Origin of the sequence: Paenarthrobacter sp. AR 02 (genome assembly GCF_021538675.1) — a bacterium.
In the GTDB taxonomy this organism is placed as follows: domain Bacteria; phylum Actinomycetota; class Actinomycetes; order Actinomycetales; family Micrococcaceae; genus Arthrobacter.
This window is the reverse complement of sequence record NZ_JAJUKH010000003.1, coordinates 186,649-201,753: the sequence shown is the minus strand read 5'-3', so window position 1 is coordinate 201,753 and position 15,105 is coordinate 186,649. Positions and strand designations below refer to the sequence as shown.

The 15,105-nt window shown below is 65.8% G+C and carries 14 protein-coding genes and 1 riboswitch; of the genes, 7 read left to right on the top strand and 7 right to left on the bottom strand.

Annotation, left to right across the window (positions count from 1 at the left end; genetic code table 11):
- Window positions 1–3: 3 nt before the first annotated feature.
- From LRQ04_RS10165 to LRQ04_RS10145, 5 genes are all read left to right on the top strand, one after another.
- Window positions 4–1,503, top strand: coding sequence for a HAMP domain-containing sensor histidine kinase (locus LRQ04_RS10165; RefSeq protein WP_235519986.1), 1,500 nt, complete (start codon window positions 4–6; stop codon window positions 1,501–1,503).
- 109 nt (window positions 1,504–1,612) lie between these two features.
- Window positions 1,613–1,798: riboswitch (cyclic di-AMP (ydaO/yuaA leader) on the top strand.
- A gap of 3 nt (window positions 1,799–1,801) precedes the next feature.
- On the top strand, window positions 1,802–2,656 hold the full coding sequence (locus tag LRQ04_RS10160; protein WP_235519984.1) for a hypothetical protein: 855 nt from the start codon (window positions 1,802–1,804) through the stop codon (window positions 2,654–2,656).
- A 131-nt stretch (window positions 2,657–2,787) separates the two neighbouring features.
- The gene (locus LRQ04_RS10155) at window positions 2,788–4,143 is read left to right on the top strand and encodes a glycosyltransferase (protein WP_235519983.1); all 1,356 of its coding nucleotides are present in this window, start codon (window positions 2,788–2,790) and stop codon (window positions 4,141–4,143) included.
- Entirely contained in the window at window positions 4,140–6,170 is a 2,031-nt protein-coding gene (locus tag LRQ04_RS10150) for a glycosyltransferase family 39 protein (RefSeq protein WP_235519978.1), read from the top strand. The genes LRQ04_RS10155 and LRQ04_RS10150 overlap by 4 nt, the downstream gene beginning before the upstream one ends.
- A 2-nt stretch (window positions 6,171–6,172) precedes the next feature.
- On the top strand, window positions 6,173–8,200 hold the full coding sequence (locus tag LRQ04_RS10145) for a glycosyltransferase family 39 protein (RefSeq protein WP_235519977.1): 2,028 nt from the start codon (window positions 6,173–6,175) through the stop codon (window positions 8,198–8,200).
- A 64-nt stretch (window positions 8,201–8,264) separates the two neighbouring features.
- Here LRQ04_RS10145 and LRQ04_RS10140 read toward each other — a convergent pair whose 3' ends face one another.
- Genes LRQ04_RS10140 through upp form a run of 4 tightly spaced genes read right to left on the bottom strand, consistent with a single transcriptional unit; the run spans window position 8,265 to window position 11,494 of the window.
- Window positions 8,265–9,656, bottom strand: a complete 1,392-nt coding sequence (locus LRQ04_RS10140; protein WP_235519971.1) for an aminotransferase class V-fold PLP-dependent enzyme — start codon at window positions 9,654–9,656, stop codon at window positions 8,265–8,267.
- Between the two features lie 38 nt (window positions 9,657–9,694).
- Complete coding sequence (locus LRQ04_RS10135; protein ID WP_235519969.1) at window positions 9,695–10,390, bottom strand: HAD-IA family hydrolase; 696 nt, start codon at window positions 10,388–10,390, stop codon at window positions 9,695–9,697.
- A gap of 30 nt (window positions 10,391–10,420) precedes the next feature.
- Window positions 10,421–10,798 carry a VOC family protein gene (locus tag LRQ04_RS10130; protein WP_235519968.1) on the bottom strand — a complete coding sequence of 126 codons (378 nt, stop codon included), beginning with the start codon at window positions 10,796–10,798 and terminating at the stop codon, window positions 10,421–10,423.
- 60 nt (window positions 10,799–10,858) lie between these two features.
- A complete protein-coding gene (gene upp / locus LRQ04_RS10125) occupies window positions 10,859–11,494 on the bottom strand; it encodes a uracil phosphoribosyltransferase (RefSeq protein ID WP_144661546.1) in 636 nt (211 codons plus the stop codon).
- A gap of 22 nt (window positions 11,495–11,516) precedes the next feature.
- Between upp and LRQ04_RS10120 the strand changes: the two genes are divergently transcribed.
- Both LRQ04_RS10120 and LRQ04_RS10115 read left to right on the top strand, forming a co-directional pair.
- Window positions 11,517–12,050, top strand: coding sequence for a nucleoside deaminase (locus LRQ04_RS10120; protein ID WP_235519967.1), 534 nt, complete (start codon window positions 11,517–11,519; stop codon window positions 12,048–12,050).
- Between the two features lie 23 nt (window positions 12,051–12,073).
- Window positions 12,074–12,454 (top strand): VOC family protein, encoded by a 381-nt coding sequence (locus LRQ04_RS10115; protein ID WP_235519966.1) that lies wholly within the window; start codon window positions 12,074–12,076, stop codon window positions 12,452–12,454.
- Between the two features lie 18 nt (window positions 12,455–12,472).
- On the opposite strand, the gene LRQ04_RS10110 is transcribed toward LRQ04_RS10115, so the two are convergent.
- From LRQ04_RS10110 to LRQ04_RS10100, 3 genes are read right to left on the bottom strand one after another with little or no spacing between them, the layout of a single operon-like run.
- Window positions 12,473–13,687, bottom strand: coding sequence for a DNA glycosylase AlkZ-like family protein (locus LRQ04_RS10110; protein ID WP_235519965.1), 1,215 nt, complete (start codon window positions 13,685–13,687; stop codon window positions 12,473–12,475).
- Between the two features lie 26 nt (window positions 13,688–13,713).
- Window positions 13,714–14,703 (bottom strand): glycosyltransferase family 4 protein, encoded by a 990-nt coding sequence (locus tag LRQ04_RS10105; RefSeq protein ID WP_235519964.1) that lies wholly within the window; start codon window positions 14,701–14,703, stop codon window positions 13,714–13,716.
- Window positions 14,704–15,102, bottom strand: coding sequence for a 6-carboxytetrahydropterin synthase (locus LRQ04_RS10100; protein ID WP_235519963.1), 399 nt, complete (start codon window positions 15,100–15,102; stop codon window positions 14,704–14,706).
- Window positions 15,103–15,105: the final 3 nt, after the last annotated feature.

The window sequence follows — 15,105 nt, the reverse complement described above, 5'->3', positions numbered from 1 at the left end:
GCCTTGAGCGCACTCTCCGGGGTTGCCAGAAGCCAGCAGCGCAATTGGCTCAATCCCTCCACCTGGCATTTGCGCACCCGCCTGGTCCTGGTGGCGATGGCTTTGCTGGTGGCCATTTGCGGCGCGGTCGGGGTGGTCAGCTACGCCTCGATGGATATGGTCTTCAACAAGCAGCTCGACAGGCAGCTGGAGCAGGCCTCGCTCCGCGCAGACGTATTCGGCAGACCGCCGTCGAGCTTTCCAAACTCCCCGACAGGACGTCCGGACCCGCTGGAGGCCCGCGGCCAGGCGGCCGGCACGCTGAGCGCCCGTATCGACGGCTCAACGGTGCGCAGCTCCGGGTTGATCGACGCGCGGGGCAATCGCGTCTCCTTGTCCGCAGACGATGAGCAGGTCCTGCTCGCGCTGCCGACAGGTGACGGCCCGGTTGACCGTTCGCTGTCCAACGGCGACTACCGGCTCATGGCCGTGAAGACCAATTACGGCGACGTGATCGTCACTGGCCTGCCGCTCGCGGACAAGCAGACCGCTGAGGCCTCGCTGGTCTGGACCATGGTTCTGGTGTCACTGGGCGGCCTGGTGGTGATCGGCCTTGTGGGGACCGTGATCATCCGTCGCACCATGCGGCCCCTGGAGCAGCTTTCCGATGTCGCCACCAAGGTTTCGCGGCTGCCTCTGGACGCCGGTGAAGTGGCGCTTGCCGTGCGTGTCCCGCCGTCGGCCTCCCATCCCGGGACCGAAGTAGGGAGCGTGGGCCACGCCCTGAACCAGATGCTGAACAACGTCTCCAGCGCGTTGGAGGCCCGTCAGGAGAGCGAGACCAAAGTAAGGCAGTTCGTTGCCGATGCCTCGCACGAACTGCGGACGCCGCTGACCGCCATCCGTGGCTACACCGAGCTGCTTCGGATGACCGAGACCTTTACGGACGACGGCAGGAAGTCCTTGGCACGGGTGCAAAGCCAGTCCGAACGCATGACTACGCTCGTGGAGGACCTGCTGTTGCTGGCGAGGTTGGACGAGGGCCAGCCGGTGAAGGTCACGGACGTGGACCTGACCCAGTTGGTGGTCGAGACCGTGAGTGACGAAAAAGTCATGGCGCCGGACCACATCTGGCAACTGCAGCTCCCCGGGGAGCCCGTCACCGTACGCGGCGATGCCACGCAATTGCACCAAGTGCTGGCGAACCTTCTCTCGAATGCCCGCAAACACACCGACCCGGGAACAACCGTGGTCACTGGAGTCATGCTCTCCGCGGATGGCAGCGCAGTGGTGACCGTGACAGACAACGGTCCTGGTATCCCGCAGGAATTCCAGAGCCGCATCTTCTCCCGCTTTGCCCGTGCCGACGCGGCGAGATCGGGCTCGGAAGGGACCTCGGGGTTGGGCTTGTCGATAGTGGAATCCATCGTTGCAGCGCACGGCGGAAGCGTCGAAGTGACGTCCAAGCCGGGGCGCACCGAGTTCGCCCTGCGGCTGCCTACCGCCACCACCGAACGCCTGTAAAGAATCCGGCAAGACGACTCACCGACTTCGTGATCTCTGTTACCTAAATGTGACTTCTGCGGAAACCTCCTGTACCGTCGAAAGGGTGGGTTGCCCCTAACCGGCCCACATCCGGGATGCGCCGAGCTCTGCCACTTCCCGGAGTCCGATCTTTCACCGAGGCAGAGACGGGGGACCCAGAGTCTCCGGGCCCAGGCATTTTGCCGGCCCTTGGGGTGAAGCCGCAGCGTGATGCGCGGCCGGATGACCTCATCCGAACCCGACAGCTAACTCCGCAGGCGCTGAGAGGTAATCACAAATGTCTGAATTTAACGATCAGACGCGCCCTTCCGCGCGTCACCGCGACCAGAACGACACCCAGTTGACCAAGTCGCAGACCGTCCTCAAAAAGGCCGCCCGTGAGGGCAAGTCCGGCAAGCGCATGCCTGTTGTAGCGGGCGTCATCGCCGCTGCACTGGGCGTTGCATCGCTCGGTACCGCCGCCAACGCAGCCTTGAACCTCCCCGAGGCAAGCCGTGTAGCCGGCACCCAGGCCGCTGCACAGGTCAGCACCAACAAGTCCGCTGAAGTTTCTGCTTCGATGGACGCCGCAGCTGCCAAGGGTGCAGCCGACCGGGCTGCTGCAGACAAGGCCGCCGCCGACAAGGCCGCAGCCGACAAGCTCGCCGCTGATCAGGCCGCTGCCGCGCAGGCTGCCGCCGACAAGGCAGCTGCCGATCAAGCCGCTGCCGAGAAGGCTGCTGCCGACAAGGCCGCTGCTGACGCTGCCGCCAAGCAGGCCGCCGACGCTGCTGCTGCCGCCGCTGCCCAGGCTGCAGCCGCTGCTGCCGCCCCGAAGGCAGTGGACGATCCCGCCGGTGCGAAGGCCTACGCCGCCAGCATCCTTGGCAGCTACGGCTGGGGCGCGGGCGAAATGACCGCCCTGAACACGCTGTGGGAGAAGGAATCAGGATGGCGGACCACTGCCACCAACGCTTCCAGCGGTGCGTACGGTATTGTCCAGTCGCTTCCGGCCGGCAAGATGGCTTCTGCCGGTGCAGACTGGCAGACCAACTACCAGACCCAGATCAAGTGGGGCCTGAACTACATCAAGGAACGCTACGGATCCCCGTCGGCTGCCCTGGCCTTCCACTTGGCCAACAACTGGTACTAAGCCAAGAGCTTTCACGAAAAGCCGCTCCCGGTCCGGGGGCGGCTTTTCGCGTTCCCGGAACGGGAGACTTACACAGTCGCGTCACAGCTTCCGCCTAAAGCACTCACAATCGGCGGCCCCACTGTGAATGCATGACGCTCATAGATCCCGCCACCAGTGCGCTGCAGAACCCCGCCCATGCGGGGACCTTCGCCGCTCCTGCCTTGCCCCACCGGCAGCCGCGGCGCTTTCCCGTGGACACACGGACCACGGTCCCTGTCCTGGACGTCACCATTCCCGTCCACAACGAAGAGACCGACCTCGAGGAATGCCTGCGCCGCTTGCACGGGCACTTGGTGGAGACGTTCCCGCATACGTTCCGCATCACGGTCGCGGACAATGCGAGCACGGACAACACCTTGAAGATCGCCGAGCGCCTGGCCCGCGAGCTCCCCGAAATCGGCGTCATGCGCTTCGAGGAGAAGGGCCGGGGCAACGCCCTCCGGCAGGTCTGGCTCGCCTCCCCGTCCCCGGTGCTCGCCTACATGGACGTGGACCTCTCCACTGATCTTGCCGCCCTGGCACCCCTGCTGGCTCCCCTGATTTCCGGCCATTCGGACCTTGCCATCGGGACGCGGCTCTCCCGCAACTCCCGTGTTGTCCGCGGGCCCAAACGCGAGTTCGTCTCCCGCAGCTACAACGTCCTCCTGCATACGCTCATGGGAGCCCGGTTCTCTGATGCCCAATGCGGTTTCAAGGCCATCCGGGCAGACGTCGCCCATAGGATCCTCCCCCACACCCTGGACAACGCCTGGTTCTTCGACACCGAACTCCTGGTCCTGGCCGAGCGCTGCGGCCTCCGCGTCCATGAAGTCCCCGTCGACTGGACGGACGATCCCAACTCAAGTGTCGACGTCGTACGAACCGCCCTGGCCGACCTCCGCGGAATGGCGCGACTGACGCGCGACCTCGTCACCGGGCGCATCCCTGTCCCCGAACTGCGCGCGGCCTTGGCGCGCGGCCCATTGCCGGCGTCGTCGCGAACTTCGGAATCGACCCCACGCGCCAGCCTGTTCGGGCAACTGGTGCGCTTTGCGGTGATCGGCGCGGCGTCCACAGTGGCCTACCTGCTGATCTTCCTGCTGTGCCGGGGATTCATGGACCCGCAGCTCGCCAACTTCCTGGCCCTCATCGTGACGGCCGTTGCCAACACCGCCGCCAACCGGCGCTTCACGTTCGGCATCCAGGGCGGCAGACACGCCCGCCACCACTTTGAAGGCTTGATTGTTTTCAGCATCGGCCTGGCACTCACCTCGGGCGCGCTGGCCCTGGTGCACGGAACCACGACGCCGGACCGCTGGCTTGAGGTGGTGACGGTCGTTGGCGCGAACCTCGCCGCGACGGTGGCCCGCTTCCTGTTGTTCCGCCTGTGGGTGTTCCGCCGGCCCGCCACACCAGCCCCTCAAACCGAGGGTTCCGACAAGACCACAGAGGTGCCAGCGAAATGATCACCGCCCTTCAGCCAAGCCATCCCGTTGACGAACCTGTGAAGTCCCCGGAAACACCAACCCGCCTGCAACGCCTCGTTTTCGGACAGCAACCACGCTGGGTACGTCCGTCCGCCGCCGGGCTTCTGGTGGGGACCGTGCTCCTCTATCTCTGGAACCTTGCCGCCACCGGATACGCCAACTCCTTCTACGCCGCAGCTATCCAAGCAGGCACCAAGGACTGGACGGCACTCTTTTTCGGCTCCCTCGATTCCGGCAACGCGATCACGGTGGACAAGCCGCCGGCATCCCTCTGGATTCCGGCCTTGGTTGGCAGGATCTTCGGGTTCTCCCCTACCAGCATGCTGGTTCCGGAGGCTCTCATGGGGGTCGCCGCCGTCGGGCTTCTGTACCTGACGGTCAAGCGCGTGTCCGGTCCCGCGGCAGGGCTCCTCGCCGGTGGCGCTTTGGCGCTGACCCCCGTTGCTGCCCTGATGTTCCGCTTCAACAACCCCGACGCCATGCTGACGTTGTGCCTGGTGTTGGCCGCATACCTGACAACCCGCGCCATTGAGAAGGCCGGCTGGAAATGGCTGGCCGCGGCAGGCGCAGTAGTGGGGCTGGCTTTCCTGAGCAAGATGCTCCAAGGGTTCCTGATCGTGCCGGGTTTGGCACTGGCCTATCTGTGGGCCGCTCCCACAACTCTGCGCAAGCGGATCCTGCACCTCCTTGCTGCGGGCGCGGGCATCGTCGCCGTGGCGGGTACCTACATTGCGATCTTCCAGCTGACTCCGGCGTCGGCCAGGCCCTATATGGCCGGCTCGGCGGGGAACAGCTTCCTGGAACTCACCTTCGGCTACAACGGGCTGGGGCGCATCACCGGTTCGGGTGAGGGCGGCGCCGGCGGCGGCATGCCCGGGGGTTCCGGTGCGGACGGCGGTCTGCCGGGCGGCGGGGGCTTCGGTGGCGGCGGCTTCGGTGGCGCCGGTGGCGGTGGCTTTGGTGGCGCTGCGGGACTGGGACGTATGTTCGGGACCAGCTTTGGCGGTGAAGTCTCATGGCTTCTGCCCGCGGCGTTGATCCTGCTGGTGGCCGGGCTGTGGTTTACCCGCCGCGAAGCCCGCACGTCGCGAAGCCGCGCTGCCCTGCTCATGTGGGGCGGCTGGCTGGTAGTCACGGCCGGCATCTTCAGCTTCATGAGCGGCATCGTCCACCCGTACTATGCCGTTGCCCTGGCTCCGGCTATTGCCGCCATCATCGGCATCGGATGCGTCGAACTCTGGCGTGGCCGAGCGTCGTGGACGCCAAGGATCGTGCTGGCAGTGGTGGTGCTGGGCAGTGCGCTGTGGTCCGCGGTACTCCTCGGCCGGGATGCCTCGTGGCTGCCGTGGCTGCGTATCGTGGTGGTGGTTCTTGGTGTCCTTGCTGCAGCCGCACTCCTGCTTCGTGTGGATCAACTGGGTGCCGCCAGGCTCAAGGGTGGCCTCCGGCGGCTGCCTGCTGCCGCCGTCGTCGTGATGTCGTTGCTCGCCGGCGGTCTCGGAACCGGGGCTTGGACAGTGGCTACTGCGGCGACTCCGCACTCGGGCTCCATTCCGACGTCGGGACCCGCCGGTGCGGCCAGCGGCGGCTTTGGCGCCCGGGCAGGACTGGACATCCGGGCAGGACTGGACACTGGAAGCCGCGACTTTGGTGGTGCAGGAGGCGGTCCGGGCGGGAGCACCGCGAACGCCGAACTGACGGCACTGCTGAAATCCACCACCACCAAGTGGTCTGCCATTGTCTCCGGAGCCACCCAGGCCGCCGACCTGGAACTCGCCACAAACACCAGCGTCATCGCCCTTGGTGGCTGGAACGGCGGCGACCCCTACCCCACACTGGCCCAGTTCCAGGACATGGTGGACAAAGGCCAGATCAGCTACTTCATCTCCGGCGGCGGCATGGGTGGCGGCGGCCGCGGTGGGAACTCCGAGGTCGCGGCCTGGGTAGCTGCAAACTACCAGGCCCAAACCGTTGGCAGCACTACCGTCTACAAGCTGGTGGGCTGACCATGACCACGTACTTCAAACCGCTGACTGAAACCGCAGGCCAGGCGAGCACGGCACAAAGCAGCCGCCTGGCGCCAGGAAGCCGGGCCGGACAACGCAGCAACCGGGGCCCCGTCCGGCAGCGCCTCGAACTCACGGCAGTCCTTCTGGGAACCGCAGTCCTTTACATCTGGGGCCTTGGAGCCTCGGGCTGGGCCAACGCGTTCTACTCCGCTGCAGCCCAGGCAGGCTCGCAGGACTGGACAGCGTGGTTCTTCGGCTCCTCCGACGCCGCCAACTCCATCACCGTGGACAAGCCTCCGGCGGCACTCTGGATCACTGGGCTGTCCGTCCGGATGTTCGGCCTGAGCTCCTGGAGCATCCTGGTTCCGCAGGCGTTGATGGGGGTGGCGACCGCGTGGATCATGTACCTGGCCGTCCGCCGGGCAGCGTTCCCTGCCACGGACAACCTCCGCTTGGCGCACCGCGCTGGCCTCCTGGCCGCCGCGGTCCTGGCCCTGACGCCGGTAGCCACGCTCATGTTCCGCTTCAACAACCCGGATGCGTTGTTGGTCCTGCTCATGACAGCCGCCGGCTATGCCGTGCTCCGCTCCATCCAGGACCGGAAACTGCGGTGGCTCATCCTTGCCGGGGTATTCCTGGGCTTTGGATTCCTGGCCAAGCAGCTTCAGGTCCTTCTGGTGGTTCCGGGCTTCGGGCTCGCCTACCTTGTCTGCGCCTACCCCAAGCCGGGCCGGCGGGTGCTCCATCTCCTGGCCGCAGTGGGCGCGATGGTGGCGTCGGCTGGTTGGTGGATTGCCGCCGTCGAGCTTGTCCCCGCGAACCTGCGCCCCTACATCGGCGGCTCGCAGAACAACTCGATCCTGGAATTGACGTTTGGCTATAACGGCTTGGGCCGCCTCAACGGCGACGAGACCGGCAGTGTGGGCGGTGGCGGCAACGGGTGGGGCACTCCGGGCTTGCTGCGCATGTTCGGCACGGAGTTCGGCGGCCAGATCGCGTGGCTCATTCCGAGCGCGCTCATTCTTGGCGGCGCACTCCTGTGGCTGGGCCGCCGAGCGCCGCGAACAGATGTGGTCCGTGCGTCGGTCATTGTGTGGGGTTCATGGCTGCTGGTGACCGGCCTGGTGTTCAGCTACATGCAGGGCATCATCCACCCCTACTACTCCGTGGCGCTGGCTCCGGGAATTGCCGGGCTGGTGGGCCTGGGCGGCGTGCTGTTGTGGCAGCGGCGCTCGCGGCTCCCTGTCGCCCTGCTGCTTGGGGCGTCACTGGTGGCCGCGGGGTTCACGGCCTTCGCCCTCCTGGGCCAGGCTCCGGCGTTCCTTCCGTGGCTGCGGTGGGTGGTGGTTCTTGGCGCCGTGGTCCTGGCCGCCGCCGTCGTCGTGACCGGCCGCTGGCGCCAGGTTTGGGTGACGCGTACGACGGCGGGCCTCGCCGTCGCTGTTGCACTCGCCGCGCCGCTGGCCTACTCAGTGGCAACCGCCGCCACGCCCCACACGGGTGCGATCGTGAGCGCAGGGCCGGCCACGGCTGTATTCGGACCCGGTTTCGGCCGCAACGCATCAGCGCAAGGGATCAGGAGGCCCGGCACGCAGCAGGGCACGGGCCAGACGCTCGGCGGGCAGGGCTTTGGTGGCGGTTTTGCCGGTGGCGGGCAAGGCGGCGCCATGGGTGGGCTGCTCGGGGCCAGCACGCCGTCCTCCGAATTGGTGAGCGCGCTCAAGGCCGACGCCGACAACTACACCTGGGCGGCCGCCGTCGTGGGTTCCAACAACGCAGCCGGCTACCAACTGGCTGCCGGACTGCCGGTCATGGCGGTTGGCGGGTTCAACGGAACGGACCCTTCGCCGACGTTGGCGCAGTTCCAGCAGCTCGTGGCCGACGGGAAGATCCACTACTTCATCGGAGGCCGCCTCATGCAGGGCAACGGCGGTTCGGACGCTTCCAGCGAGATCGCTGCCTGGGTGGCCGCGAACTACCAAGCCACCACCATCGGCGGAACCACCGTGTACGACCTGGGCGGCTGAGCGCTCCTCGTCCGCCGCGCGGCAAAAGGTGCGAAAATCCCGCCGGACAACACCTGGAGTAGGGCTATGCTTCCGGTTCTGCCTCCAGTGCCCCGCGGACTGCGGCGATCGAGGCTGCGACGTCCCCGGCATCCGTGGTCCAGTTGCTCACCGAGATCCTGAGGATTTCCCGGCCCCGCCACGACGATCCGGACATCCACACTGCGCCCTCGGCCATGAGCCGTTGCGTAACACGGTGGGTGCGGTCATCGCTGCCGAAGCTCACGGAGACCTGCGTGAAGACAACATCGTTGAGCACCTCCACGCCAGGAATGGCCGCGAGTCCCTCTGCCAGCGCCCGGGCATTTGCCGCCAAGCGCTCCACCATGGAGATCACGCCATCCCTGCCCAACTGCCTGAGCGCCGCCCACACCGGGATGCCACGGGCGCGTCGGGACATCTCTGGTACCTTCTCCAGAGGGTCCCCGAGCCCCGCTTCGGTGGCGATCAGGTAACTGGTGTGGACGCTGAAAGCCCTCCTCAAGGACTCGGGCCGGGAAACTATGGCAAGCCCGCAGTCGTACGGGACGTTCAACGTCTTGTGGGCGTCCGTGGCCCAGGAGTCGGCCTCCTCCACACCGGCAAGCCGTTCCCGCAAGGTCGGGCTGATGGCCGCCCATAAGCCGAACGCGCCGTCCACATGGACCCACGCTCCACGGTCGTGTGCCACGGCGATGGCTTCCGTCATGGGGTCAAAGGCGCCGGAATGCAGATTGCCCGCTTGCAGGCACACCAGTGTTGGCCCCGGTTGCTCATCCATGGCTTCGGCCAATGCGTCCGGGATAATCCGCCCTTCCCGGTCAGCGTCCACCGGGACACAGGCTCCCAATCCCAGGTACCGCAATGCAAGATCCACAGCGGCGTGGTGTTCCCGTCCCGCGAACGTGGTGATCCGGGGGCCGCCGTTGAGTCCCAGCGACTCGAGGTCCCAGCCGGCCTCGTCCATCAGATACTGACGACCAGCCGCCAGCCCAACAAAGTTCGCGGTGGTGGCACCCGTGGTGAATCCGACGTCGGCGGTTGCGGGAAGGTGCAAAAGGTCCAAAAGCCAAGCCGCAGCCGATTCCTCTATTGCCGCGGCAGCGGGGGTGGCGAAACGGAGACCTGTGTTTTGATCCCAGGCCGAGACAAGCCAATCAGCGGCCATCGCAGCCGGCAGGGTTCCGCCCATGACCCATCCAAAAAAGCGGCCTGACTGGATTGCCATGAGGCCCGGCTCAGCCAGCGCGGCGAGCTCATCCACCACTTCCGCTGCATCAGTGGGCCCATCCGGGAGTCGCGGCAAGATGCTTCCGGCAACCTGATCGGCGTCGGATGAAGGGCGGACGGGACGGGTAGGCACCGACGCGAGCCAATCACCGGCGTGGACCATGGCCCGCCCCAATGCAGCACCGTACGCCTCCGGCATCGCAGACATGGGCACAGCCTACTCCCGGCAAGCCGGGCCGAACAGGGCTAGAGAGTGAGCGTCAGGAGGTGACCGCCGTCGTCGTCCTTTACAGCGGTGACCGTCACCGCGGAGTAGTCCGGGATCCGCCACATGCCTGGTTCCAATTCCGCATTGTGCCTGGCAGCGGCCTTGCCCACCACCACAGTGCGCATCCCTGCGGCACGCGCAGCTGCGATCCCGGCAGGTGCGTCTTCGAAGACCACGACGTCGGCCGGGTCGGCTCCCAGCAGCGCGGCGGCTTTGAGGTAACCCTCCGGATGGGGCTTGCCGCGGGTGACAGACTCGGCAGTCACGGCGGTGGAAGGCATGGTCAGGCCGGCTGCCCGCATACGGATTTCGGCCAGGATGCTGTCAGCTGAGGTAACCAACGCGATTGCGTCGTCCGGTAGTGATTTCAGAAGGGCTTCAGCACCGGGAAGGGCAATCACGCCATCTGTCCGGGACCGTTCCATCTCGCCTAGTTCTGCCGTCAACGCTGCGAAATCGGACCCGGCCGGTGCGTACCGCCGCACCGTGTCGCCGGCCTGGACGCCGTGCGAGGTGCGCAGGATCTCGTCAAAGTCCAGGCCGTAGCGCTCGGCGAACTCCAGCCACACCTGTTCGACGATCGCTGTCGAGTCAACCAACGTCCCGTCCATGTCGAAGAGGACGGCGCGGACAGTCAGGACGGGTGGCTGGGCGGCTTCGGCAGGATGGCTCATGGTTCCATCCTGCCGCACGCTGAGCGGATGTCAGCCGTTGGGCCGCTGCGGGAGGTACTGAAGTGCCCACTTATTGCCGTCCGGATCCGCGAAGTACACGAAGTGGCCCCAGGCCTGGATGTCGATGTCGCTGACGTCCACTCCGTTGTCCCTGAGCTGCTGGTGGGCCTTGTTGATGTCGCTGACCACGATCTGCAGGCTTGGAGCTGTTCCTGGAGGGGCATCGTTCAGGCCCTCTCCAATGCAGATGGAGCATGCCGAGCCCGGCGGCGTCAGTTGCACGAAACGGATGTCCTCCGAGGGACGCTCGTCGTAGTCGGCGTTGAAACCAACCTTGTTGACGTAGAAATCCTTCGCGCGATCGACGTCGGAGACAGGGACAAATACCAGTTCGAGTTTCCAGTCCATGCGCCACAGGCTAGCGGCGTGGACGGGAAACCGGTAGGGGTCAATCGTTCCCTGTGGAGATCAGCCGGCCACGCCGTAGAGGCGGTCGCCGGCGTCGCCCAGGCCTGGCACGATGTACGACTTCTCATTGAGCTTCTCGTCGATGGACGCCAGGACAATGTTGACGTTGGCGTCGGAAAGCTCTTCTTCCAGCTTCGCCAGTCCCTCAGGAGCAGCAAGCAGGCAGATGCAGGTGACGTCCGACGCTCCACGCTTGAAGAGGAACTTGATGGCCTCGCGCAGGGTGCCGCCGGTAGCAAGCATGGGGTCCAGGACGAAGATCTGGCGGCCGGTGAGGTCCTCGGGAAGGCGCTCGGCGTAGGTGATGATGTCCAGGGTTTCTTCGTCACGGGCCATGCCCAGGAAGCCAACCTCGGCGGTGGGGACCAGCTTGGTCATACCCTCCAGCATGCCGAGGCCTGCGCGCAGGATGGGGACCACCAGCGGCGTCGGCTTGGTGAAAGCGGTACCGATGGTCTTGGTGACGGGGGTCTCGATCTCGACCGGCTGCGTCTTGACCTCGCGGGTGGCTTCATAGGCCAGGAGGGTGACGAGTTCTTCAGTGAGTTGCCGGAAGACCGGTGAAGGGGTGTTCTTATCCCGCAGTACGGTGAGCTTGTGAGCGACCAGCGGGTGGTCCACGACGAATGTGCGCATCCCCCAAAACTATCATTGAGACATGAGCGCCACCGAGCCATATCACGCAGACCACATGGCCTGGATGGGCCTTGCCCTGGACGAAGCCCGGCTGGCGCTGACAACAGATGATGTACCGATCGGCGCCGTCGTCTTGGGGCCCGACGGCGGCGTGCTCGGTTCCGGACGCAACGAACGGGAGGCGCATGGGGACCCGACCGCGCACGCGGAGGTGGTCGCCATCCGCGAGGCGGCTGCTTCTTTGCGTCGCCGGGCAGCCGAGACCGGTGCCTCAGGTGATGGTTGGCGACTTGAGGACTGCACCTTGGTAGTCACCCTTGAACCGTGTGCAATGTGTGCCGGGGCTATCGTCTTGGCACGGATTCCGCGCGTGGTTTTTGGCGCGTGGGACGAGAAGGCGGGAGCGGTGGGATCCGTGTTCGATATTCTCCGCGAGCGTCGTCTCAATCATTGGGTGGAGGTCTACGCCGGTGTGCGGGAGGAAGAATGCGCGGCCCTGCTGAAGGAGTTCTTCGCCTCTCATCGCGTGCCCGGCGGGAATAACTACCCGGCCTGATCCTCTTCTTTGCGGGAGTAGCAATGCCAGTCTCTTTCAACCACACCATCGTCTACGCAACGGACAAGCACGCCTCAGCCGAATTTCTGGCGCGCATCTTCGGCCTTCCGAAGCCGCAACCCATGTGGTCCTTCGTCACGGTGTTGTTGGACAACGGTGTCACGTTGGACTTCCTGGAGGCCTCCGGGGAGATAGCGCCCCAGCACTACGCCTTCCTGGTCAGCGAAGAGGAGTTCGACCAGATCTTCCTGCGAATCACGGCGGAGCACATCCCCTATTGGGCCGACCCCGCCCGATCCCGTGCGAACCAGATCAACCACAACGACGGCGGCCGCGGAATCTACTTTTCCGATCCGGACGGCCATTTCCTCGAGGCGATCACCCGCCCGTACGGTTCGGGCTGAGCTGGTTCCTTGAAGGCGTCAGCGTCCGGCGGCCTCATCCAGGGCGTCGATCCGCACTTGCCGTGATGCCGGCGAGTCAAGGCTGAACGAGCGGAAATCGCCGAGTTCTTCCCGGATCCACGTTTCCACCTGCGTGATCCTCCCGCGGACCGCCTCCGTCGGCTGATCGAAGGTCCAGGCGGCGATCCGTTCCTTGCCGGGATCGTACTGCCACAGCCCCATGATCCTCCCCCGGTCCAGGATGGGGTGATCCGGGAGGTCGGCCTGAAGCGCAAGCGTGGTGTCCAGGACTTTCTTGCCCTTGTCCTCGTCGGCGAACATGTCCACGGAGTTCCTTCTGTGGAGGACCAGTGAGTCTGTGCCTGCCAGCAGCTGGATTTGTTCGTCGCCCGGCACTTCGAAGTCCGCCAAACGATCGACGTCGGCGGGCAGCATCCACAGTACGTCCCCGTTCGCTGTTGGCACCTCCACAGCCCCCATGCCAGCGAGCGCCGCTTTGCTCTGCGCCACGGTAAACGCGGTGAACCACTGGGTCTGCTTGAAGGTCGCTCCGCCAGTCCAGCGCAAGTACCGTTCGAGCAGGAGGCGGCGGGCGCCGTCGTCGTCCATCCCGCTGGGCTGCAGGCCCCAACCGGTGTAGGCGTAGCGCTGCTGATCGAGGCGGCCGTTGACGGGGACGCGGCGGATACGGCCGTCCGCCTGCAGCAGCCCGAGAGCAGTTGGCAGTGTGGTGGAGGCACCCTTCTTCTTGCCTTCCTCTCCCAGGCTGCGGACCGAATCGCCCAGTACGTCCCTGAGCTGTTTGGGGTCCATGGGGCTGCTGGATTCCTTGAGGGCATGCTCCACTTCGTCCTCAAGGAGGGTGATTTCGCCGCGCTCTACGCCCAGCCTCGCCAACACTTTGAACGGGGCAATCGCGGCGTCGCGGCCGATCTGGAGGGCCCACGCGTAGTCGGCCTGCCCCAGGACGTAGGTGCATCCGCGGGCTGTAGGGAGTTCATGGATTTTCAGGGCTTTGACGTCCTGGTCTGCCTGATCGCGGCTGATCCCCGCCCGCGCGAAGAGCGTGAGGTACGGGTTGGCGCCACCCACCGAACGCGCCCATCCGGCGTGGTCAAGAACTTCCTCGGAAGTCCTGCCGATCAGTGAGCCGTCGAGGCCTTGTTTGTGCCAGGCCCACGCCCGAAGGCGCTCGGGAGTGAGGGTGGCTGCGGCGGGAGCGGTGGCGGTCATGGCCCCATTCTGCCCCTAAGCCGCTGCTACGTGATGGCTTTTAGGACCGTCGCGGCAGTGGCGTCCCAGCTCTGCAGGCTGTCACGGGCTGAGATGGCTGCTCCGCGCCAGCGCTGCTGAAGGGCGGGGTCGGTCAGCCAGTTCCGGAGAGTCATTGTCAGGTTGTTGGGGTCGCTGAGGTCCAGCGCCGCGCCCGCTCCTGTGTCACCGAGCGCTTCAACTGCCCCGGTCCCCCGCCGGACAATCACCGGGACGCCATGGGCCATCGATTCTGTCACCACCATGCCGAACGACTCGGACTGCGACAGGAGGACGCTGAGGTCGGCTGTGTGCCACTGGTCCTCGAGTTCCTGTCCCGTCAGCTCGCCGGTCAAGGTAACGCGGTGCTGCAGCCCGTGATGTTCGACGGCGTCCCTCACCTTTGCCGCGTACGCCGGGTCGGCGTCGTGGGAGCCGATCAGGGACGCGGTCCATTCCAGGTCTTGTAACTGGCTGAGGGCCTCGACCAAGAGCGTTTGGCTCTTGTTGGGAAGCAATGCGGCCACCGAGACGATGTGCTTCGGTACGGATCCAGCACTGGCACCGGCCGATGCTGCTCCCGGCGTCGCCACCACCGCATCCAGTGCCCCGTGCTTGGCCACCAATTCCGCGACTGAATGGGCGCTCGGGCAGATGATCCCCGTGGCGGCAGCCAGCGCCTTGGCCTCAAGGTAATCGTGGTCCGCCAACGCCATGTGGGACAGGATCCAGACCCTGGTTCCATCACCCACTGCGCGTGCAACCTCATCCGGGGCCCCACTCGCCAGCAGGCCGTCGGCAATCACTGTTGTACCGCCGTCGAGCGCTTCCGCGAACCGCTGCCTGTCCGCTGGGCTGCCAACCGGCCAATCGCCGTCGACCGTTACAGTCTCAACGTCCGCGCCCAAGGCGGTCAGGTGCTCCGCCAGTTTGGCGTTGTAATTGTTGCCACCGGAGCCGTGGCGGACGTTCCCCGGGACCAGGAAGCGGACGTGCATCTACTTGGCCGGGAGCTCCAGCGAATAGCCGGCCCAAGCGTCCGGGTTTTCGCGGAGGACGACGTCGATACCGCTGAGCGCGGGGCCGTCTTCAGTGTTCTGGATCCGGGCGGCCATGGCGTCGGCGATGTGCTTCGCGAGTGCCTCGGTGGTGGAGAGCTTGCCCTTGAAAGCCGGGTGTTCGTCGAGGTTCTTGTAGTTCAGGTCCGCCAGGATTTCTTCCAGGATGCCGCCGGCCGCACCGATGTCCAGAACGATCGCGTCGTCGTTGAGGTCCGGGCGGCGGAAGCTGACTTCGGCAACGAACGTGGCTCCGTGAAGACCTTGCGCCGGGCCGAAGGCTTCGCGGGGAAGGCTGTGGGCGACCATGAAGTGGCGTCGGACGGTCAGGCTGAACATGTA

What these genes read in the sequence shown, in the direction of transcription:
- LRQ04_RS10160 (WP_235519984.1), top strand. Translation starts at nt 1,802, where the DNA reads ATGTCTGAATTTAACGATCAGACGCGCCCTTCCGCGCGTCACCGCGAC.
- LRQ04_RS10155 (WP_235519983.1), top strand. Translation starts at nt 2,788, where the DNA reads ATGACGCTCATAGATCCCGCCACCAGTGCGCTGCAGAACCCCGCCCAT.
- LRQ04_RS10150 (WP_235519978.1), top strand. Translation starts at nt 4,140, where the DNA reads ATGATCACCGCCCTTCAGCCAAGCCATCCCGTTGACGAACCTGTGAAG.
- LRQ04_RS10145 (WP_235519977.1), top strand. Translation starts at nt 6,173, where the DNA reads ATGACCACGTACTTCAAACCGCTGACTGAAACCGCAGGCCAGGCGAGC.
- LRQ04_RS10140 (WP_235519971.1), bottom strand. Translation starts at nt 9,656, where the DNA reads ATGTCTGCGATGCCGGAGGCGTACGGTGCTGCATTGGGGCGGGCCATG.
- LRQ04_RS10135 (WP_235519969.1), bottom strand. Translation starts at nt 10,390, where the DNA reads ATGAGCCATCCTGCCGAAGCCGCCCAGCCACCCGTCCTGACTGTCCGC.
- LRQ04_RS10130 (WP_235519968.1), bottom strand. Translation starts at nt 10,798, where the DNA reads ATGGACTGGAAACTCGAACTGGTATTTGTCCCTGTCTCCGACGTCGAT.
- upp (WP_144661546.1), bottom strand. Translation starts at nt 11,494, where the DNA reads ATGCGCACATTCGTCGTGGACCACCCGCTGGTCGCTCACAAGCTCACC.
- LRQ04_RS10120 (WP_235519967.1), top strand. Translation starts at nt 11,517, where the DNA reads ATGAGCGCCACCGAGCCATATCACGCAGACCACATGGCCTGGATGGGC.
- LRQ04_RS10115 (WP_235519966.1), top strand. Translation starts at nt 12,074, where the DNA reads ATGCCAGTCTCTTTCAACCACACCATCGTCTACGCAACGGACAAGCAC.
- LRQ04_RS10110 (WP_235519965.1), bottom strand. Translation starts at nt 13,687, where the DNA reads ATGACCGCCACCGCTCCCGCCGCAGCCACCCTCACTCCCGAGCGCCTT.
- LRQ04_RS10105 (WP_235519964.1), bottom strand. Translation starts at nt 14,703, where the DNA reads ATGCACGTCCGCTTCCTGGTCCCGGGGAACGTCCGCCACGGCTCCGGT.
- LRQ04_RS10100 (WP_235519963.1), bottom strand. Translation starts at nt 15,102, where the DNA reads ATGTTCAGCCTGACCGTCCGACGCCACTTCATGGTCGCCCACAGCCTT.